At 61.7% G+C, this 14,527-nt stretch carries 14 protein-coding genes; 7 read left to right on the top strand and 7 right to left on the bottom strand.

What is annotated here, in order from left to right; genetic code table 11:
- Window positions 1-250: 250 nt before the first annotated feature.
- The 5 genes from BMZ57_RS10730 to BMZ57_RS10710 form a co-directional block, all read right to left on the bottom strand.
- Window positions 251-1,411 (bottom strand): gamma-butyrobetaine dioxygenase, encoded by a 1,161-nt coding sequence (locus BMZ57_RS10730; protein WP_069672925.1) that lies wholly within the window; start codon window positions 1,409-1,411, stop codon window positions 251-253.
- 27 nt (window positions 1,412-1,438) lie between these two features.
- On the bottom strand, window positions 1,439-1,915 hold the full coding sequence (locus BMZ57_RS10725) for a thioesterase family protein (RefSeq protein ID WP_010207115.1): 477 nt from the start codon (window positions 1,913-1,915) through the stop codon (window positions 1,439-1,441).
- 14 nt (window positions 1,916-1,929) lie between these two features.
- Window positions 1,930-2,895: an L-carnitine dehydrogenase gene (locus BMZ57_RS10720; protein ID WP_044287998.1), complete on the bottom strand. Its 966-nt coding sequence runs from the start codon at window positions 2,893-2,895 to the stop codon at window positions 1,930-1,932.
- A gap of 142 nt (window positions 2,896-3,037) precedes the next feature.
- On the bottom strand, window positions 3,038-3,925 hold the full coding sequence (gene cdhC / locus BMZ57_RS10715) for a 3-dehydrocarnitine:acetyl-CoA trimethylamine transferase CdhC (RefSeq protein WP_010207113.1): 888 nt from the start codon (window positions 3,923-3,925) through the stop codon (window positions 3,038-3,040).
- 73 nt (window positions 3,926-3,998) lie between these two features.
- Window positions 3,999-4,943, bottom strand: coding sequence for a choline ABC transporter substrate-binding protein (locus tag BMZ57_RS10710; protein WP_010207112.1), 945 nt, complete (start codon window positions 4,941-4,943; stop codon window positions 3,999-4,001).
- 207 nt (window positions 4,944-5,150) lie between these two features.
- Between BMZ57_RS10710 and BMZ57_RS10705 the strand changes: the two genes are divergently transcribed.
- Together BMZ57_RS10705 and BMZ57_RS10700 are read left to right on the top strand one after the other, a co-directional pair.
- Entirely contained in the window at window positions 5,151-6,095 is a 945-nt protein-coding gene (locus BMZ57_RS10705) for a GlxA family transcriptional regulator (protein ID WP_010207111.1), read from the top strand.
- A 76-nt stretch (window positions 6,096-6,171) separates the two neighbouring features.
- Window positions 6,172-6,312 (top strand): hypothetical protein, encoded by a 141-nt coding sequence (locus tag BMZ57_RS10700; RefSeq protein ID WP_162098508.1) that lies wholly within the window; start codon window positions 6,172-6,174, stop codon window positions 6,310-6,312.
- 120 nt (window positions 6,313-6,432) lie between these two features.
- On the opposite strand, the gene BMZ57_RS10695 is transcribed toward BMZ57_RS10700, so the two are convergent.
- Both BMZ57_RS10695 and BMZ57_RS10690 read right to left on the bottom strand, forming a co-directional pair.
- A complete protein-coding gene (locus tag BMZ57_RS10695) occupies window positions 6,433-6,849 on the bottom strand; it encodes a DUF3010 family protein (RefSeq protein WP_010207109.1) in 417 nt (138 codons plus the stop codon).
- Window positions 6,850-6,890: 41 nt separating this feature from the next.
- Window positions 6,891-7,292 carry a lysozyme inhibitor LprI family protein gene (locus BMZ57_RS10690; protein ID WP_010207107.1) on the bottom strand — a complete coding sequence of 134 codons (402 nt, stop codon included), beginning with the start codon at window positions 7,290-7,292 and terminating at the stop codon, window positions 6,891-6,893.
- A gap of 219 nt (window positions 7,293-7,511) precedes the next feature.
- Here BMZ57_RS10690 and BMZ57_RS10685 point away from each other — a divergent pair, with 219 nt between their 5' ends.
- The 5 genes from BMZ57_RS10685 (at window position 7,512) to etfA (ending at window position 14,518) form a co-directional block, all read left to right on the top strand.
- A complete protein-coding gene (locus BMZ57_RS10685; RefSeq protein ID WP_010207105.1) occupies window positions 7,512-8,489 on the top strand; it encodes a dipeptidase in 978 nt (325 codons plus the stop codon).
- Between the two features lie 78 nt (window positions 8,490-8,567).
- On the top strand, window positions 8,568-9,098 hold the full coding sequence (locus BMZ57_RS10680; protein WP_016977793.1) for a DUF5943 domain-containing protein: 531 nt from the start codon (window positions 8,568-8,570) through the stop codon (window positions 9,096-9,098).
- Between the two features lie 15 nt (window positions 9,099-9,113).
- Complete coding sequence (gene dgcA, locus BMZ57_RS10675) at window positions 9,114-11,174, top strand: dimethylglycine demethylation protein DgcA (RefSeq protein WP_010207100.1); 2,061 nt, start codon at window positions 9,114-9,116, stop codon at window positions 11,172-11,174.
- A 183-nt stretch (window positions 11,175-11,357) separates the two neighbouring features.
- On the top strand, window positions 11,358-13,298 hold the full coding sequence (gene dgcB / locus BMZ57_RS10670) for a dimethylglycine demethylation protein DgcB (RefSeq protein WP_010207099.1): 1,941 nt from the start codon (window positions 11,358-11,360) through the stop codon (window positions 13,296-13,298).
- Window positions 13,298-14,518 carry an electron transfer flavoprotein subunit alpha gene (gene etfA / locus BMZ57_RS10665; protein ID WP_044287995.1) on the top strand — a complete coding sequence of 407 codons (1,221 nt, stop codon included), beginning with the start codon at window positions 13,298-13,300 and terminating at the stop codon, window positions 14,516-14,518. Before dgcB ends, etfA begins: the two co-directional genes overlap by 1 nt.
- The last annotated feature ends 9 nt before the right edge of the window (window positions 14,519-14,527 follow it).

The following is a 14,527-nucleotide window of genomic DNA, read 5'->3' as shown; positions in this document are numbered from 1 at the left end:
TTTCGGGCCATTTACCGACCGTATTAATGGGCACACTGAACTCAAGCACTCAGCTTGAAGGTTTGGTCACCCTCAGGATGTAACGCTCACACAAGGCACTCTGCCCCGATCCAGTCACGGCTGGATCGGGGCTTTTTTTAGCCTGGGATTTGTGGCGTGAGTACCGGCCTCATCGCAGGCACGCCAGCTCCCACATTTGGAGTGCATTTCCCTGTGGGAGCTGGCTTGCCTGCGATGGCAGCGCCGCGGTCTAGCGCTGCAACACCCGGATGCGCGACAGTAATTCATCGCGGTCGATGTAGCAGCCCTGGAAATGCCGTGCCCCGGAGGCCGGATCGAACGCATTGCGCGCATGCAGGGTGCGACGGTTGTCGAAGCACCACAATTCGCCCGGGTTCAGGCGCTTGACCAGCCGAAAACGATCCTCCCGCGTCATCGCAATAAACCGCCGATACGCCCGATACAGCAGCGGCATCTGCGCCACGCTGGTCTCGAAGGGCCCGCGTAGAAAGTTGGCCATGCGAATCTCCGCCACGTCGCCCAAGGCATCCAGTGCAATGATCGGCGCCAGGCGGCGATAGTCGCTGTGACGGTCCTTGTTGCGAAACTCCACCGGGATTTCACACAGCGCCCTGAATGCTTCGGGATCTTCCGTGCGCAGGGCGTTGGCGATGGCAAACCCGTCGACAAAAATGCTTTCGCCGCCGTTGGCATCGTTCACCAGGCAATGCAGGAATTGCAGGCCCGGTTGCAGCTCTCGTGTGGGCAAATCACTGTGCAAGGGCAGGTTGAAAGCGGTGTAGGCATTGCTGTCGGCATCGGCCTTGGATTGCACATTGAACAGCACGCCGAAGTTGCTCTCGCGGATGAAGGAAATGCGCTTGGCCACCAGCGCCAGGGAGTCGCGCTCGGTGGGGACGCCTCGGACTTGCGTCAGGCCAGAATCGCGCAGCGCCAGCAACCATTGCAGCAGCGCGCTCGGGTCTTCCATGACGGCCGAATACTCAAAGATCGGTAGCTGGAACCGACTGTCCCACAGCCGCGATTTGGGCGTTGCCGCACGGCGTTCGGCACGGGATTCATCGTCGTAGGCATGCGCCCGCAGCCAACCCGGATCGTACTGACTGCGGTGGCCGCCGCTCCATTCCAGGCTCAGGTTGCCTTGATCAATACGGGCCGAGGCCGGCCTGAGATGGGCGTCCACATCCACAATCTCCAGCACTTGCTCGCGCGTCACGCTGTACACGCATTGGGTGCACGGGCAGTTGTCTCGCAGCCATTGATGATGAAACGGACTGACCCGTCCATCGGCCCACTGCACAAGGATCTGATCCTCCAGCACCCGTACATCCGCGATGTCGCAGATCTTCGGGTAAGTACGGAAATCGGCGACAGCGGCGGCGGTTTGCATGGTGGCTCCTAAGGGTATTTTCAGTGGCTATTTTTTCAGCGGTAGTCCAATCACTCGGCCAAGCAGGGCGGGGCGCGGCAGGTCAGCCTGCTCCGCGCTGATAGCCGTGAGTTTTTCCAGTGTGGACTCGGTGAACGGCGCCGAATGTGGACCGGCCAGATCAACGTGCAACAACATCTGCTCGTTGCCCGCCAGTTCCTTTTCATCCCCAACCAGGTGCAGGCTGTGATAGAGGTGCAGGCGCTTGGCGTCGTGGGCGATGAGTTGGGTATGCACCTCCACGTCGGCACCCAGCTTCACTTCGTGCAGGTAGTTGAGGTGCAACTCCAGGGTGAACAGTGAGTGGCCGCTGGCTTCGCGGTTTTCACTGTCCAGCCCCAGGGTGTCCATCAGCGCGTCGGTGGCGTAGCTGAAGATCAGCAGATAGAACGCGTCGCGCAGATGGCCGTTGTAGTCCACCCAGTCGGGGTGGACCTGGGTGGTGTAGGTGGTCAGTGCGGGCATGTTAGGATTTTCCCTTATTCGGCGAAGGTCATGCCGTGCTTGGCTTTGGTGGTTTTCACCGCCTCCAGCACCGCCAGCAGGCAGTCATCACGATAGCGCTCCAGCGCCGAAATGCTGTGTTTGCCCAGTTGATCACTGGTGCCGTCGACCACATCGTCGATCAGCTTGTCGGTCAACTCCGGCGCTGGCAGGTAGGTCCACGGCAATTGCAGCGCCGGGCCGAATTGCGCCATGAAGTGGCGCATGCCTGCGTCGCCGCCTGCCAGGGTGTAGGTCAGGAAAGTGCCCATGAACGACCAGCGCAGGCCCGCGCCAAAGCGGATGGCGTCGTCAATTTCGCCGGTGGTGGCGACGCCGTCATTGACCAGGTGCAGGGCCTCACGCCAGAGGGCTTCGAGCAGGCGATCGGCGATAAAGCCCGGGACTTCCTTGCGCACATGCAGTGGGCGCATGCCGAGGGATTCGTACACCTTGATCGCCGCTTGAACGGCCTCCGGCGCAGTGTTCTTGCCGCCGACCACTTCCACCAGCGGCAGCAGGTAAACCGGGTTGAACGGATGGCCGACCACGCACCGCTCAGGATGGGTCGAGCCCTCGTAGAACTCGCTTGGCAACAGGCCGGACGTGCTCGACCCAATCAACGCATTCGGCTTGGCGGCGGCGCTGATCTTGCTGTGCAGGTCGAGTTTCAGTTCCAGGCGTTCCGGGGCGCTTTCCTGGATGAAGTCAGCGTCTTTCACACACTCTTCAATGGTGGCGACAAAGCGCAAGCGGTCCTGGGATGCACCCGGCGCCAGGCCTTGTTTTTCCAAGGCGCCCCAGGCGTTGGCAACACGTTTGCGCAGCGCGGCTTCGGCACCGGGCGCCGGGTCCCAGGCGATCACATCCAGGCCATGGGCCAGGGCGCGGGACACCCAGCCGCTGCCGATAACACCGCTGCCGAGGGCGGCGAAGGTTTTGATTTCAGTGATAAAGCGCATGGCAAATTCCTAAAGAGTTCGGTGATCACCGGTGGGAGCTGGCTTGCCTGCGATAGCGGTGTGTCAGTTGGTGCGTTTGGTGGCTGACGTACCGCAATCGCGGGCAAGCCCGGCTCCCACAGGGTTGTGGGGTGTTTGGAAGTCAGCCGCGTTTGGTCAGGCCCATCTTCACGCGGCCCTCGGCCGGGGTCATGACCCGTGCGCCCAGGCGGCTGAGAATTTCACTTGCCCGCTCCACCAACTGGCCGTTGGTGGCGAGCACGCCTTTGTCCAGCCACAGGTTGTCTTCCAGACCGACCCGCACGTTGCCGCCCAGCAGCACCGCTTGCGCCGCCATTGGCATTTGCATGCGACCGATGCCGAAGCCGGCCCACACGGCGTCGGCGGGCAGGTTGTCGACCATGGCTTTCATGGTGGTGGTGTCGGCCGGCGCGCCCCATGGGATGCCCAGGCACAGTTGGAACAGTGGGTCGTCCAGCAGGCCTTCCTTGATCATCTGCTTGGCGAACCACAGGTGACCGGTGTCGAAGATTTCCAGCTCGGCTTTCACGCCCAGTTCCTGGATGCGCTTGGCGCCGGCCCGCAGTTGTGCCGGGGTAGAAACGTAAATGGTGTCGCCGTCGCCAAAGTTCAGGGTGCCGCAGTCCAGCGTGCAGATTTCCGGCAGCAGCTCTTCGACGTGGGCCAGTCGAGTCAAGGGGCCGACCAGGTCAGTGTTGGGGCCGAACGCCATCGGGTTCTCGCCGCCGCCGATCTCCAGGTCGCCGCCCATGCCGGCGGTGAGGTTGACGATGATGTCGATGTCGGCCTCACGGATGCGCTCCATCACCTCGCGGTACAGGGCGACGTCGCGGCTGAACTTGCCGGTTTCAGGGTCACGCACATGGCAGTGCACAACCGTGGCGCCTGCCTTGGCGGCTTCCACCGCGGCGGCGGCGATTTGTTTGGGGGTGACCGGCACGTGTGGGCTTCGGCTGGTCGTGTCGCCAGCACCGGTGAGTGCGCAGGTGATGATGACGTCGTGGTTCATGAGGCGGTTCCTTACAGGCATAGTGGTGCCGTTCGCGGTCGAAAGTGGCCGCGAAACGGTGATTGAAATGGGCTTACTTGCTGGTCAATTTCAGGTTGGCCGCTGCCGGCTTGCCGTCGAAGGTGGTCACCCCTTCCAGCCAGCGCGCCTGGTCTTGCGGGTGATCCTTGAGCCACTGCTTGGCAGACTCGATGGCGTCCTTGTGATCCAGCAGTGGCTGCATCATCCGGCTCTCGTCGGCGGCGGTGAAGGTGAGATTGGTCAGCAGTTTGTGCACGTTGGGGCACTGCTCGGCGTAGTTCGGCGCGGTGACGCTCCACACGGTAGCCATGCCTTCGTTCGGGCCGAGGGCGTCGTCGCTGCCGGTGAGGTAGGTCATGGCGACGTTGACGTTCATCGGGTGCGGCGCCCAGCCGAAGAACACCACGGCTTCCTTGCGGCGGACCGCACGGTCGACGGCGGCGAGCATGCCGGCTTCACTGGACTCCACCAGTTGGAACTTGCCCAGGCCGAACTGGTTCTTGGCGATCATTGCCTTGATCTGGGTGTTGGCGCCTGAGCCTGGCTCGATGCCGTAAATCTTGCCGCCCAGTTCTTTCTCGAACTTGGCGATGTCGGCGAAGGTTTTCAGGCCCTTGTCTGCCAGATAAGTCGGCACGGCGAGGGTGGCGCGGGCGTCTTCCAGGCTGGGTTTGTCGAGGACCTTGACTTGCTTGGCGTCGACGAACGGTGTGATGGTCTGGGTCATCAGCGGGTTCCAGTAACCCAGGAACAAGTCCAGGCGCTGGTCGCGGATGCCAGCGAAGATGATTTGCTGGGAGGCGCTGGTCTGTTTGGTCTTGTAGCCGAGGCCGTCGAGCAACACTTGGGTCATGGCGCTGGTGGCGATTACGTCGGTCCAGTTCACCACGCCCATGCGCACGTTCTGGCAGGATGCCGCGTCGGCAGCCAGTACGTTCGTGCTCAAGATGGCGCTGGCGCTGAGTGCAAGCACACAGCGGCTGATCAGTCGGTTCATGGTGGATCCCTCGGCAGGTCGTTATTGTGGGGGCCGGCGTCTTTATGCGCCGTGAGGCTGATGTTGCGGGTTTAAGTTACGTAGCTTTGGAGGGGACAAAGCGCACGGCGGCGACCAGCTCTTGCACTGCAGCGACCTGCCCCCTTGAATCCACCCGAGAACGGGAGTATCACAGTGCCACGCTGCCCGTCCGACGAGAGCGCCACCATGTCCCAGGATTTCTACTTTCTGCTGATGCCAGGCTTCTCGGCCATCGGCTTTATCTCCGCGCTGGAACCCCTGCGGGTGGCCAACCGCTTTCGCGGCGAGCTGTACCGTTGGCATGTGTTGAGTGCCGATGGCGGCGCGGTGCTGGCGAGCAATGGCATGTCAGTCAACGCCGATGCGGCGCTGGAACCGTTGAAGAAAGGCGCCACATTGCTGGTGGTGGCGGGTTTCGAACCGCTGCAGTTCGCGACCCCTGCGCTGGAACATTGGCTGCGCCGCCTCGACCACGAGGGCGTGACCCTCGGTGCCATCGACACTGGCGCCTGTGTGCTGGCTGAAGCGGGCCTGCTCGACGGTCATCGCCTGACCCTGCACTGGGAAGCCATCGACGCCTTCAAGGAAGCTTATCCACAGCTCACCGTGACCCAGGAACTGTTCGAGATCGACCGCCGCCGCATCACCTGCGCCGGCGGTACGGCCTCCATCGACCTGATGCTCGACCTGATCGCCCAGGCCCACGGCCCTGAGCTGGCGATCCAGGTCTCCGAGCAATTTGTGCTCGGCCGCATCCGCCCACGCAAAGACCACCAACGCATGCAGATCGCCACGCGTTATGGCATCAACAACAAAAAGCTGGTGCAAGTGATCGGCGAGATGGAGCAGCACACCGAGCCGCCCCTGAGCACATTGGCCCTGGCCGAGGCGATCAAAGTGACGCGCCGTCAGCTGGAGCGCCTGTTTCGCCTGCACCTGAACGACACGCCGAGTAACTTCTACCTCGGCCTGCGCCTGGAAAAAGCCCGGCAACTGCTGCGTCAGAGCGACATGAGCGTGCTGGAAGTGAGTATTGCGTGCGGGTTTGAATCGCCGTCGTATTTCACCCGCAGTTATCGGGCACGGTTTGCAAAATGCCCAAGGGAGGATCGGCGGCGGGAGGTGGTTTGACGGCTGATTATAGTTAATTGTATTCGCGACTATGATTTACAGTTCTTTTCATAATCTGGTGGGCCGACGCCCGGAAATGTTGCGCACCCTCCTTGGTGAGGTGGCATTGGAGCTGGGGGAAACGAGCAATCTGGGCCAACTGCTGCGCGCCGGCGTGTGGACCGAATTCGAAAGTGCCTGGAGCGCCCTCACCATTCCCCAGCGTGCAGCGGCCTGAAGAACACAGAGATCAAATGTGGGAGCGGGCTTGCTCGCGAAGGCGGCGTGTCAGTCAGCACTTCTGATACCGACACACTGCCTTCGCGAGGCCCGCTCCCACCCTGATTGATGGTGTGGCTTACTTCTTGACCAGCGCCGAACACGCCGCTTTGTACGCCTCATGCTGATACTTGTTCAGCGTCGCCGGCAGATCAAAGTTGTGCTTCTTGTTCTGTGCATTGAGGGTCTGTGGCGACAACAGCGTCACCTCAACACCCTCCAGCAACTGAAACACCCCTTCAATCTTGAACGTGGTCGGGCCGCCGGCGAATTCCCCTTTTTTGCTGCGCTTCTTGATCGCGATACGTTCGATGGCGTTTGCCTGCACAAACGCCCTCACCTGAGCGGCGAAGGCTTTGACGTTGGCCGCTTCATCGTCGTCTTCAAGGGCGATTTTTTTCGTGGCCAGAGCGACGTGGGTCAACACCTGGTTGTCCAGAGAGGCGACGGCGATGATGGCTTCGCTGCCTTTGATTTCGATGCCGCAAGTCTTCATGAATAGCCTTGGTTCGGAGAGAAAGTGACGAGGATTGTCGCTTATTCCTGGCCAATCGACTCCAAAAACTCCGACCGCTCATCACTCATCCGTGCCAAACAATCATTTTGCGCAATCGCGTACGCCTTGGTGCCGTTTACCGCTGGGAAGGTGTCCACCGCGCAATCAGCGTCGCGCAATTTTTCCCACTTCTGCTGGGCATCCTTCAGACGAGCGGTAATGTCCGCCAGCTTGGTCTTGTCGCTGCCATAGGTCGAAGCCATGCGTTCCAGCAGGCCCAGATAGTTATCCTTGAGCAGTTGTTCAGCGGTGGTTTTGTTGTAAGAGGCGCATTCCAGGGTTTGCTTGTCGTTTTCGATGCCGTCGCACGGCGTGCTGTCGGTGTCTTCGGCCGCGTGAACGCCGGTTGCGATGAGTGCCAAAGCCAGGAAAATCGATTTCATTGCGCCGTCTCATATCAGGTGATGCGGGAATTCTGGCTCAAGCGTAAGACAAAGAACAGTCGCCAGTCAGGCCTCTCACAACAGCCTTTGTCGCGGATTGACGCTTTCGGCAATTCCCCTGTCGTTTTTGCACCCGGCTCTGTCGGCCCCTGGGCATATGCTGGCCCCAAAGCGCCGGCAGACGATTCGGCGCATGAATCGCCAATAAGGGGACGCCTGATGAGCCCAGCCGAATTGCACGCCGACAGCATCGTTATCGACGGGCTGATTATTGCCAAGTGGAACCGCGACCTGTTCGAGGACATGCGCAAAGGGGGCCTCACCGCCGCCAACTGCACCGTGTCGGTGTGGGAAGGGTTTCAGGCCACTATCAATAACATCGTGGCCAGCCAGACCCTGATCCGTGAAAACAGCGACCTGGTGATCCCGGTGAAAACCACCGCTGACATCCGCAAGGCCAAGGAACAAGGCAAGACCGGCATCATTTTCGGTTTCCAGAACGCCCATGCCTTCGAAGACCAACTGGGCTATGTCGAGATCTTCAAGCAGCTCGGCGTCGGTGTGGTGCAGATGTGCTACAACACCCAGAACCTGGTTGGCACCGGTTGCTACGAGCGCGATGGCGGCCTGTCGGGTTTCGGCCGTGAAATCGTTGCTGAGATGAACCGCGTCGGCATCATGTGCGACCTGTCCCACGTAGGTTCCAAGACCTCCGAAGAAGTCATCCTCGAATCGAAAAAGCCGGTGTGCTACTCCCACTGCCTGCCGTCCGGGCTTAAAGAGCACCCGCGCAACAAGTCCGATGAAGAACTCAAGTTCATCGCCGACCACGGCGGCTTTGTCGGTGTGACCATGTTCGCGCCGTTCCTGGCCAAGGGCATCGATTCGACCATCGACGACTACGCCGAAGCCATCGAGTACACCATGAACATCGTCGGCGAAGACGCCATCGGCATCGGCACTGACTTCACCCAAGGCCATGGCCAGGATTTCTTCGAAATGCTGACCCATGACAAAGGCTACGCCCGCCGTCTGACCAGCTTCGGCAAGATCATCAACCCGCTGGGCATCCGCACCGTGGGCGAGTTCCCCAACCTCACCGAGACCCTGCTCAAGCGCGGCCACCCCGAGCGCGTGGTACGCAAGATCATGGGCGAGAACTGGGTCAACGTCCTCAAGGACGTCTGGGGCGAATAACCCACCGCCAACGCCTCTTCTTCCCCCGGTTGTTCGCGCCGGGGGCATTAACAAGAATTTTTCTGGAGTTAAGTTTCCATGGCCAAGATCGCCCCGCAATTGCCTATCGAAGTCGACAGCGAAACCGGTGTCTGGACCTCCGACGCCTTGCCGATGCTGTACGTGCCACGCCATTTCTTCGTCAATAACCACATCGGCATCGAAGAAGTCCTGGGCGCCGACGCCTATGCCGAGATCCTCTACAAGGCCGGCTACAAATCCGCCTGGCACTGGTGCGAGAAAGAAGCTGAATGCCATGGCCTGGAAGGCGTCGCGGTGTTTGAGCACTACATGAAGCGCCTGTCGCAGCGCGGTTGGGGCCTGTTCAAGATTCAGGACATCGACCTCGATAAAGGCACCGCCAGCGTCAAGCTGGAACACTCGGCGTTCGTCTACGTGTACGGCAAGGTCGGGCGCAAAGTGGACTACATGTTCACCGGCTGGTTTGCCGGTGCCATGGACCAGATTCTGCAAGCACGCGGCAGCCAGATCCGCACTGTCGCCGAACAAGTCTACGGAGGCTCCGAAGAGGGCCACGATGACGGCCTGTTCACCGTCAAGCCGTTGTAAGCCGAGGACCGTGCCATGGCTTTCGAAGCAATGTTCCAGCCGATCCAGATCGGCAAACTGACCATCCGCAACCGCGTGCTCAGCACCGCCCACGCCGAGGTGTATGCGACCGACGGCGGGATGACCACCGACCGCTATGTGAAGTACTACGAAGAGAAAGCCAAGGGCGGTATCGGCCTGGCGATCTGCGGCGGTTCCTCGGTGGTCGCCATCGACAGCCCGCAGGAGTGGTGGAGTTCGGTCAACCTGTCCACCGACCGCATCATCCCGCACTTCCAGAACCTGGCCGACGCCATGCACAAGCATGGCGCCAAGATCATGATCCAGATTACCCACATGGGCCGTCGCTCGCGCTGGGACGGCTTTAACTGGCCGACGCTGATGTCGCCGTCGGGCGTGCGTGAGCCGGTGCACCGTGCCACCTGCAAGACCATCGAGCCGGAAGAAATCTGGCGTGTGATCGGCAACTACGCCCAGGCCGCGCGCCGCGCCAAGGCCGGTGGCCTGGACGGTGTGGAACTGTCTGCCGTGCACCAGCACATGATTGACCAGTTCTGGAGCCCGCGGGTCAACAAACGTACCGACGAGTGGGGCGGCACCTTTGAAGGCCGCATGAAGTTCGGCCTGGAAGTGCTGAAAGCCGTACGCGCCGAAGTTGGTGATGATTTCTGCGTGGGCATGCGCCTGTGCGGTGACGAGTTCCACCCGGACGGCTTGTCCCACGAGGACATGAAACAGATCGCCAAGTATTACGACGACACCGGCATGCTCGATTTCATCGGCGTGGTGGGCTCGGGTTGCGATACGCACAACACCCTGGCCAACGTGATCCCCAACATGAGTTATCCACCGGAGCCGTTCCTGCACTTGGCCGCCGGTATCAAGGAAGTGGTCAAGGTCCCGGTGCTGCACGCGCAGAACATCAAGGACCCGAACCAGGCCACGCGCATTCTGGAAGGCGGTTATGTGGACATGGTCGGCATGACCCGTGCACACATTGCCGACCCGCACTTGATCGCCAAGATCAAGATGGGCCAGATCGACCAGATCAAGCAGTGCGTCGGTGCCAACTACTGCATCGACCGCCAGTACCAGGGCCTGGATGTGTTGTGCATCCAGAACGCCGCGACCTCTCGTGAATACATGGGCGTGCCGCACATCATCGAGAAGTCCACCGGGGCGAAACGCAAAGTCGTGGTGGTCGGTGCCGGCCCGGCCGGGATGGAGGCTGCACGCGTGGCCGCCGAGCGTGGCCATGACGTGACCTTGTTCGAGAAGAAAGAGTTTATTGGTGGGCAGATCACCACGGCGTCCAAGGCGCCGCAGCGTGACCAGATTGCCGGCATCACCCGCTGGTTCCAGTTGGAGCTGGCGCGTTTGAAAGTCGACCTGCGCCTGGGTGTCGCGGCCGATGCAGAGACCATCCTGGACCTGCGTCCGGACGTGGTGGTGCTGGCCGTCGGCGGGCATCCGTTTATCGAGCAGAACGAACACTGGGGCGCCGCCGAAGGTTTGGTGGTCAGCAGTTGGGATGTGCTCGATGGCAAGGTCGCGCCGGGCAAGAACGTGCTGGTCTACGACACCATCTGCGAGTTCACCGGCATGTCGGTGGCCGACTTCCTGGCCGACAAAGGCTGCCAGGTGGAAATCGTCACCGATGACATCAAGCCGGGCGTGGCCATCGGCGGTACGTCGTTCCCGACCTACTACCGCAGCATGTACCCCAAGGAAGTGATCATGACCGGCGACATGATGCTGGAGAAGGTCTACCGCGAGGGCGACAAGCTGGTGGCGGTACTGGAGAACGAATACACCGGCGCCAAAGAGGAGCGGGTGGTGGATCAGGTGGTGGTGGAGAACGGCGTGCGTCCGGACGAAGCCATTTACTACGCGCTCAAGGAAGGCTCACGCAACAAAGGCCAGATCGACGTTGAAGCCTTGTTCGCGATCAAGCCGCAGCCTTGCCTGAGCGAGGCGGGTGATGGGTACTTGCTGTTCCGCATTGGCGACTGTGTGGCGCAGCGCAACACCCATGCTGCGATCTATGACGCCCTGCGCTTGTGCAAGGATTTCTAGAAACCACCGAACCACTGTGTACTCGATCTAAATGTGGGAGCTGATCAATGTGGGAGCCGGGCTTGCCCGCGATGCAGGCGACTCGGTCTTGAGTGAAACCGAGGCGATGCCATCGCAGGCAAGCCAGCTCCCACAGTGATCCGGCTTCCATGCTGGACCCGCGTGGTCTTTGGGAGCTTCACCATGTTGAACACCCTTCTTCCGATTCTCTTGTTTGCCGCCCTGGGCCTTGCCGTCCTCGGTGCCCTGCGCCGAGTGAACATGTGGCGCCGTGGCCGCGCGTCCAAGGTCAACCTGCTGGGCGGCCTGTTGGCTATGCCAAAGCGCTACATGGTCGACCTGCACCACGTGGTCGCTCGCGACAAATACATCGCCAATACCCACGTCGCCACCGCGCTGGGTTTTGTGCTGTCGGCGTTGCTCGCCATTCTGGTCCATGGTTTCGGCCTGCAGAACCGCATCCTCGGCTATGCCTTGCTGCTGGCGTCGGTGCTGATGTTTGTCGGCGCCACCTTTGTTTACCTGCGTCGCCGTAATCCGCCTTCACGCCTTTCGAAGGGCCCCTGGATGCGCCTGCCGAAAAGCCTGATGGCGTTCTCGGTAAGCTTCTTCCTGGTAACGCTGCCGGTGGCCGGAATTCTGCCGGTGGACTTTGGCGGCTGGCTGCTGGCGGCGTTGCTCAGCGTCGGTGTGCTGTGGGGCGTGTCCGAAATGTTCTTCGGCATGACCTGGGGCGGCCCGATGAAACACGCCTTTGCCGGTGCGCTGCACCTGGCCTGGCACCGCCGTGCCGAGCGCTTCGGAGGTGGCCGCTCCACCGGTTTGAAGCCGCTGGACCTCAGTGATAAAAGCGCGCCCCTGGGCGTGGAAAAACCCAAGGACTTCACCTGGAACCAACTGCTCGGTTTCGACGCCTGCGTGCAGTGCGGTAAATGCGAAGCCGCCTGCCCAGCCTTCGCCGCCGGCCAGCCGCTGAACCCAAAAAAGCTGATTCAGGACATGGTGGTCGGCCTGGCGGGCGGCACCGATGCCAAGTTCGCCGGCAGCCCCTATCCTGGCAAACCCATCGGTGAGCACAGCGGCAACCCACATCAGCCGATCGTCAACGGCCTGGTGGACGCCGAAACCCTGTGGTCATGCACCACCTGCCGCGCCTGCGTGGAAGAGTGCCCGATGATGATCGAGCACGTGGACGCCATCGTCGACATGCGCCGCCACCTCACCCTGGAAAAGGGCGCCACCCCGAACAAAGGCGCCGAAGTCCTGGAAAACCTGATCGCCACCGACAACCCCGGCGGCTTCGCACCGGGCGGTCGCCTGAACTGGGCGGCAGATTTGAACCTGCCGCTGCTCAGCGAAAAAGGCAGTTGCGACCTACTGTTCTGGGTCGGTGACGGTGCCTTCGACATGCGTAACCAACGTACCCTGCGCGCCTTCGTCAAAGTGCTGAAAGCGGCCCAGATCGACTTCGCGGTACTCGGCCTGGAGGAGCGCGACAGCGGCGATGTTGCGCGGCGCCTGGGTGATGAAGCGACTTTCCAGTTGTTGGCCACACGCAACATCCAGACCCTGGCCAAGTACAGCTTCAAGCGCATCGTGACCTGCGACCCGCACAGCTTTCATGTACTGAAGAACGAGTACGGCGCCTTCAACGGTCATTATCGCGTACAGCACCACAGCACCTTCATGGCGCAACTGATCGATGAGGGCGCGTTGAACCTGGGCCAGCACAAGGGCAGCAGCGTGACCTATCACGACCCTTGCTATCTGGGCCGTTACAACGGTGAGTACGAAGCGCCGCGTCAGGTGCTGCGAGCCCTGGGCATCGAGGTCAAGGAGATGCAACGTTCGGGCTTCCGCTCACGCTGCTGCGGCGGCGGTGGCGGGGCGCCGATTACCGACATTCCCGGCAAGCAACGTATCCCCGACATGCGCATGGAAGACATCCGCGAAACCGGCGCCGAACTGGTGGCCGTGGGTTGCCCGCAATGCACCGCGATGCTCGAGGGTGTGGTTGAGCCGCGCCCGTTGATCAAAGACATCGCCGAGCTGGTGGCGGATGCATTGCTTGAAGAGGCGCCAGCCAACGTTCCATCCAAGCGCGAACCTGCGGAGGTGCATTGATGAGCGACATTATCCGCCGCGACCCACGGGCCGAATGGATCGCCCGTAACCGTCTTCATCCCCTGCATGCGGCGATGCAGCCCGTGCAACACAGCTGGATGGGGCCCAACGGCGTTGTCCGCAAGAACGTGCATGGCGTTGGTTTTATCGGCCCCAACGGGATCAAGCGTATCGACCGCAGCGGCGCCCAGCAGGGCGGCGCGGCGAAGCGTACGGCGGCGGTCGAGGTGCAGTTGCCGCTGCACCAGGTTCCGGCGCCGGCGTTCTACATCAACGTGGTGCCGGACATGGTCGGCGGCCGCCTGAGCAGTCACGACCGCGACTTGCTCGGCCTGGCGCGGCAGCTCGCCGGCAACGACGGCGCAGTGTTGGCAGTGGTATTTGGCGAGCATAAAGAAACCACCTTTGCCACAGCGGGCGTTGATCGCCTGCTGGTGCTGGAGGGCCATGAGTTCGACGGTTATTCACCGGAGCAACGCGTTCAGGGCCTGCGCGCTGTGGATAACCAGCTCAACCCCCGCCATTGGCTGCTGCCGGACAGCCGCAGCGGTGGCGGCGAGCTGGGCCGGCGTTTTGCCGCCAGCCTCAAGCAGCGTCCGGCCACGCGGGTGTGGCAGATCAAAGGCGAGTCGTGTATCGGTCGCGCCGGTGCGGGCCAGGAAGATTTGGCCCGGCCGCTGCCACGCCTGATCCTTGCGGCCGCCGAGTGTGCCGATCCGGTCAGCGAGACACGTCATGAAGTACTGCCCGTGGAGTTATCCACAACCCTGGCGCGCAGCCTGCCACGGATCGAAGATCTAGGTGCCGTGGCGGTAGACCCGGCGGCGATTCCCATGGCCGAAGCGGAATTCATCTTCTCCGGCGGTAACGGCGTGAAGGACTGGGCCCTGTTCCACCAGACCGCTGCGGCTCTGGGCGCCACTGAAGGCGCGTCGCGGGTAGCGGTGGACGATGGCTATATGGCGCGTGATCGCCAGGTCGGCGCCAGCGGCACCTGGGTCACGGCACGGGTCTATGTGGCCGTGGGCATTTCCGGGGCGATCCAGCACCTGCAGGGCATCGGTGCCTGCGACAAGGTGGTGGCGATCAACCTCGACCCCGGTTGCGACATGATCAAGCGTGCCGACCTGTCGGTGATCGGCGAAAGCGCCGCGATTCTGCAAGCCTTGATCGTCGCGGTCGAGGCCCACCGCAACGGCGCCAAGCGCGACGCGGCTTGAGGATATGAG

The organism is Pseudomonas simiae (assembly GCF_900111895.1).
Lineage (GTDB): Bacteria > Pseudomonadota > Gammaproteobacteria > Pseudomonadales > Pseudomonadaceae > Aquipseudomonas > Aquipseudomonas simiae.
Note: the sequence above shows the minus strand (reverse complement) of the source record. Positions and strands in the feature narration are given on the sequence as shown.

Excerpts from the sequence above, each read along its gene's own strand:
- BMZ57_RS10730 (WP_069672925.1), bottom strand. The coding sequence starts at position 1,411 with ATGCAAACCGCCGCCGCTGTCGCCGATTTCCGTACTTACCCGAAGATC.
- BMZ57_RS10725 (WP_010207115.1), bottom strand. The coding sequence starts at position 1,915 with ATGCCCGCACTGACCACCTACACCACCCAGGTCCACCCCGACTGGGTG.
- BMZ57_RS10720 (WP_044287998.1), bottom strand. The coding sequence starts at position 2,895 with ATGCGCTTTATCACTGAAATCAAAACCTTCGCCGCCCTCGGCAGCGGT.
- cdhC (WP_010207113.1), bottom strand. The coding sequence starts at position 3,925 with ATGAACCACGACGTCATCATCACCTGCGCACTCACCGGTGCTGGCGAC.
- BMZ57_RS10710 (WP_010207112.1), bottom strand. The coding sequence starts at position 4,943 with ATGAACCGACTGATCAGCCGCTGTGTGCTTGCACTCAGCGCCAGCGCC.
- BMZ57_RS10705 (WP_010207111.1), top strand. The coding sequence starts at position 5,151 with ATGTCCCAGGATTTCTACTTTCTGCTGATGCCAGGCTTCTCGGCCATC.
- BMZ57_RS10700 (WP_162098508.1), top strand. The coding sequence starts at position 6,172 with ATGTTGCGCACCCTCCTTGGTGAGGTGGCATTGGAGCTGGGGGAAACG.
- BMZ57_RS10695 (WP_010207109.1), bottom strand. The coding sequence starts at position 6,849 with ATGAAGACTTGCGGCATCGAAATCAAAGGCAGCGAAGCCATCATCGCC.
- BMZ57_RS10690 (WP_010207107.1), bottom strand. The coding sequence starts at position 7,292 with ATGAAATCGATTTTCCTGGCTTTGGCACTCATCGCAACCGGCGTTCAC.
- BMZ57_RS10685 (WP_010207105.1), top strand. The coding sequence starts at position 7,512 with ATGAGCCCAGCCGAATTGCACGCCGACAGCATCGTTATCGACGGGCTG.
- BMZ57_RS10680 (WP_016977793.1), top strand. The coding sequence starts at position 8,568 with ATGGCCAAGATCGCCCCGCAATTGCCTATCGAAGTCGACAGCGAAACC.
- dgcA (WP_010207100.1), top strand. The coding sequence starts at position 9,114 with ATGGCTTTCGAAGCAATGTTCCAGCCGATCCAGATCGGCAAACTGACC.
- dgcB (WP_010207099.1), top strand. The coding sequence starts at position 11,358 with ATGTTGAACACCCTTCTTCCGATTCTCTTGTTTGCCGCCCTGGGCCTT.
- etfA (WP_044287995.1), top strand. The coding sequence starts at position 13,298 with ATGAGCGACATTATCCGCCGCGACCCACGGGCCGAATGGATCGCCCGT.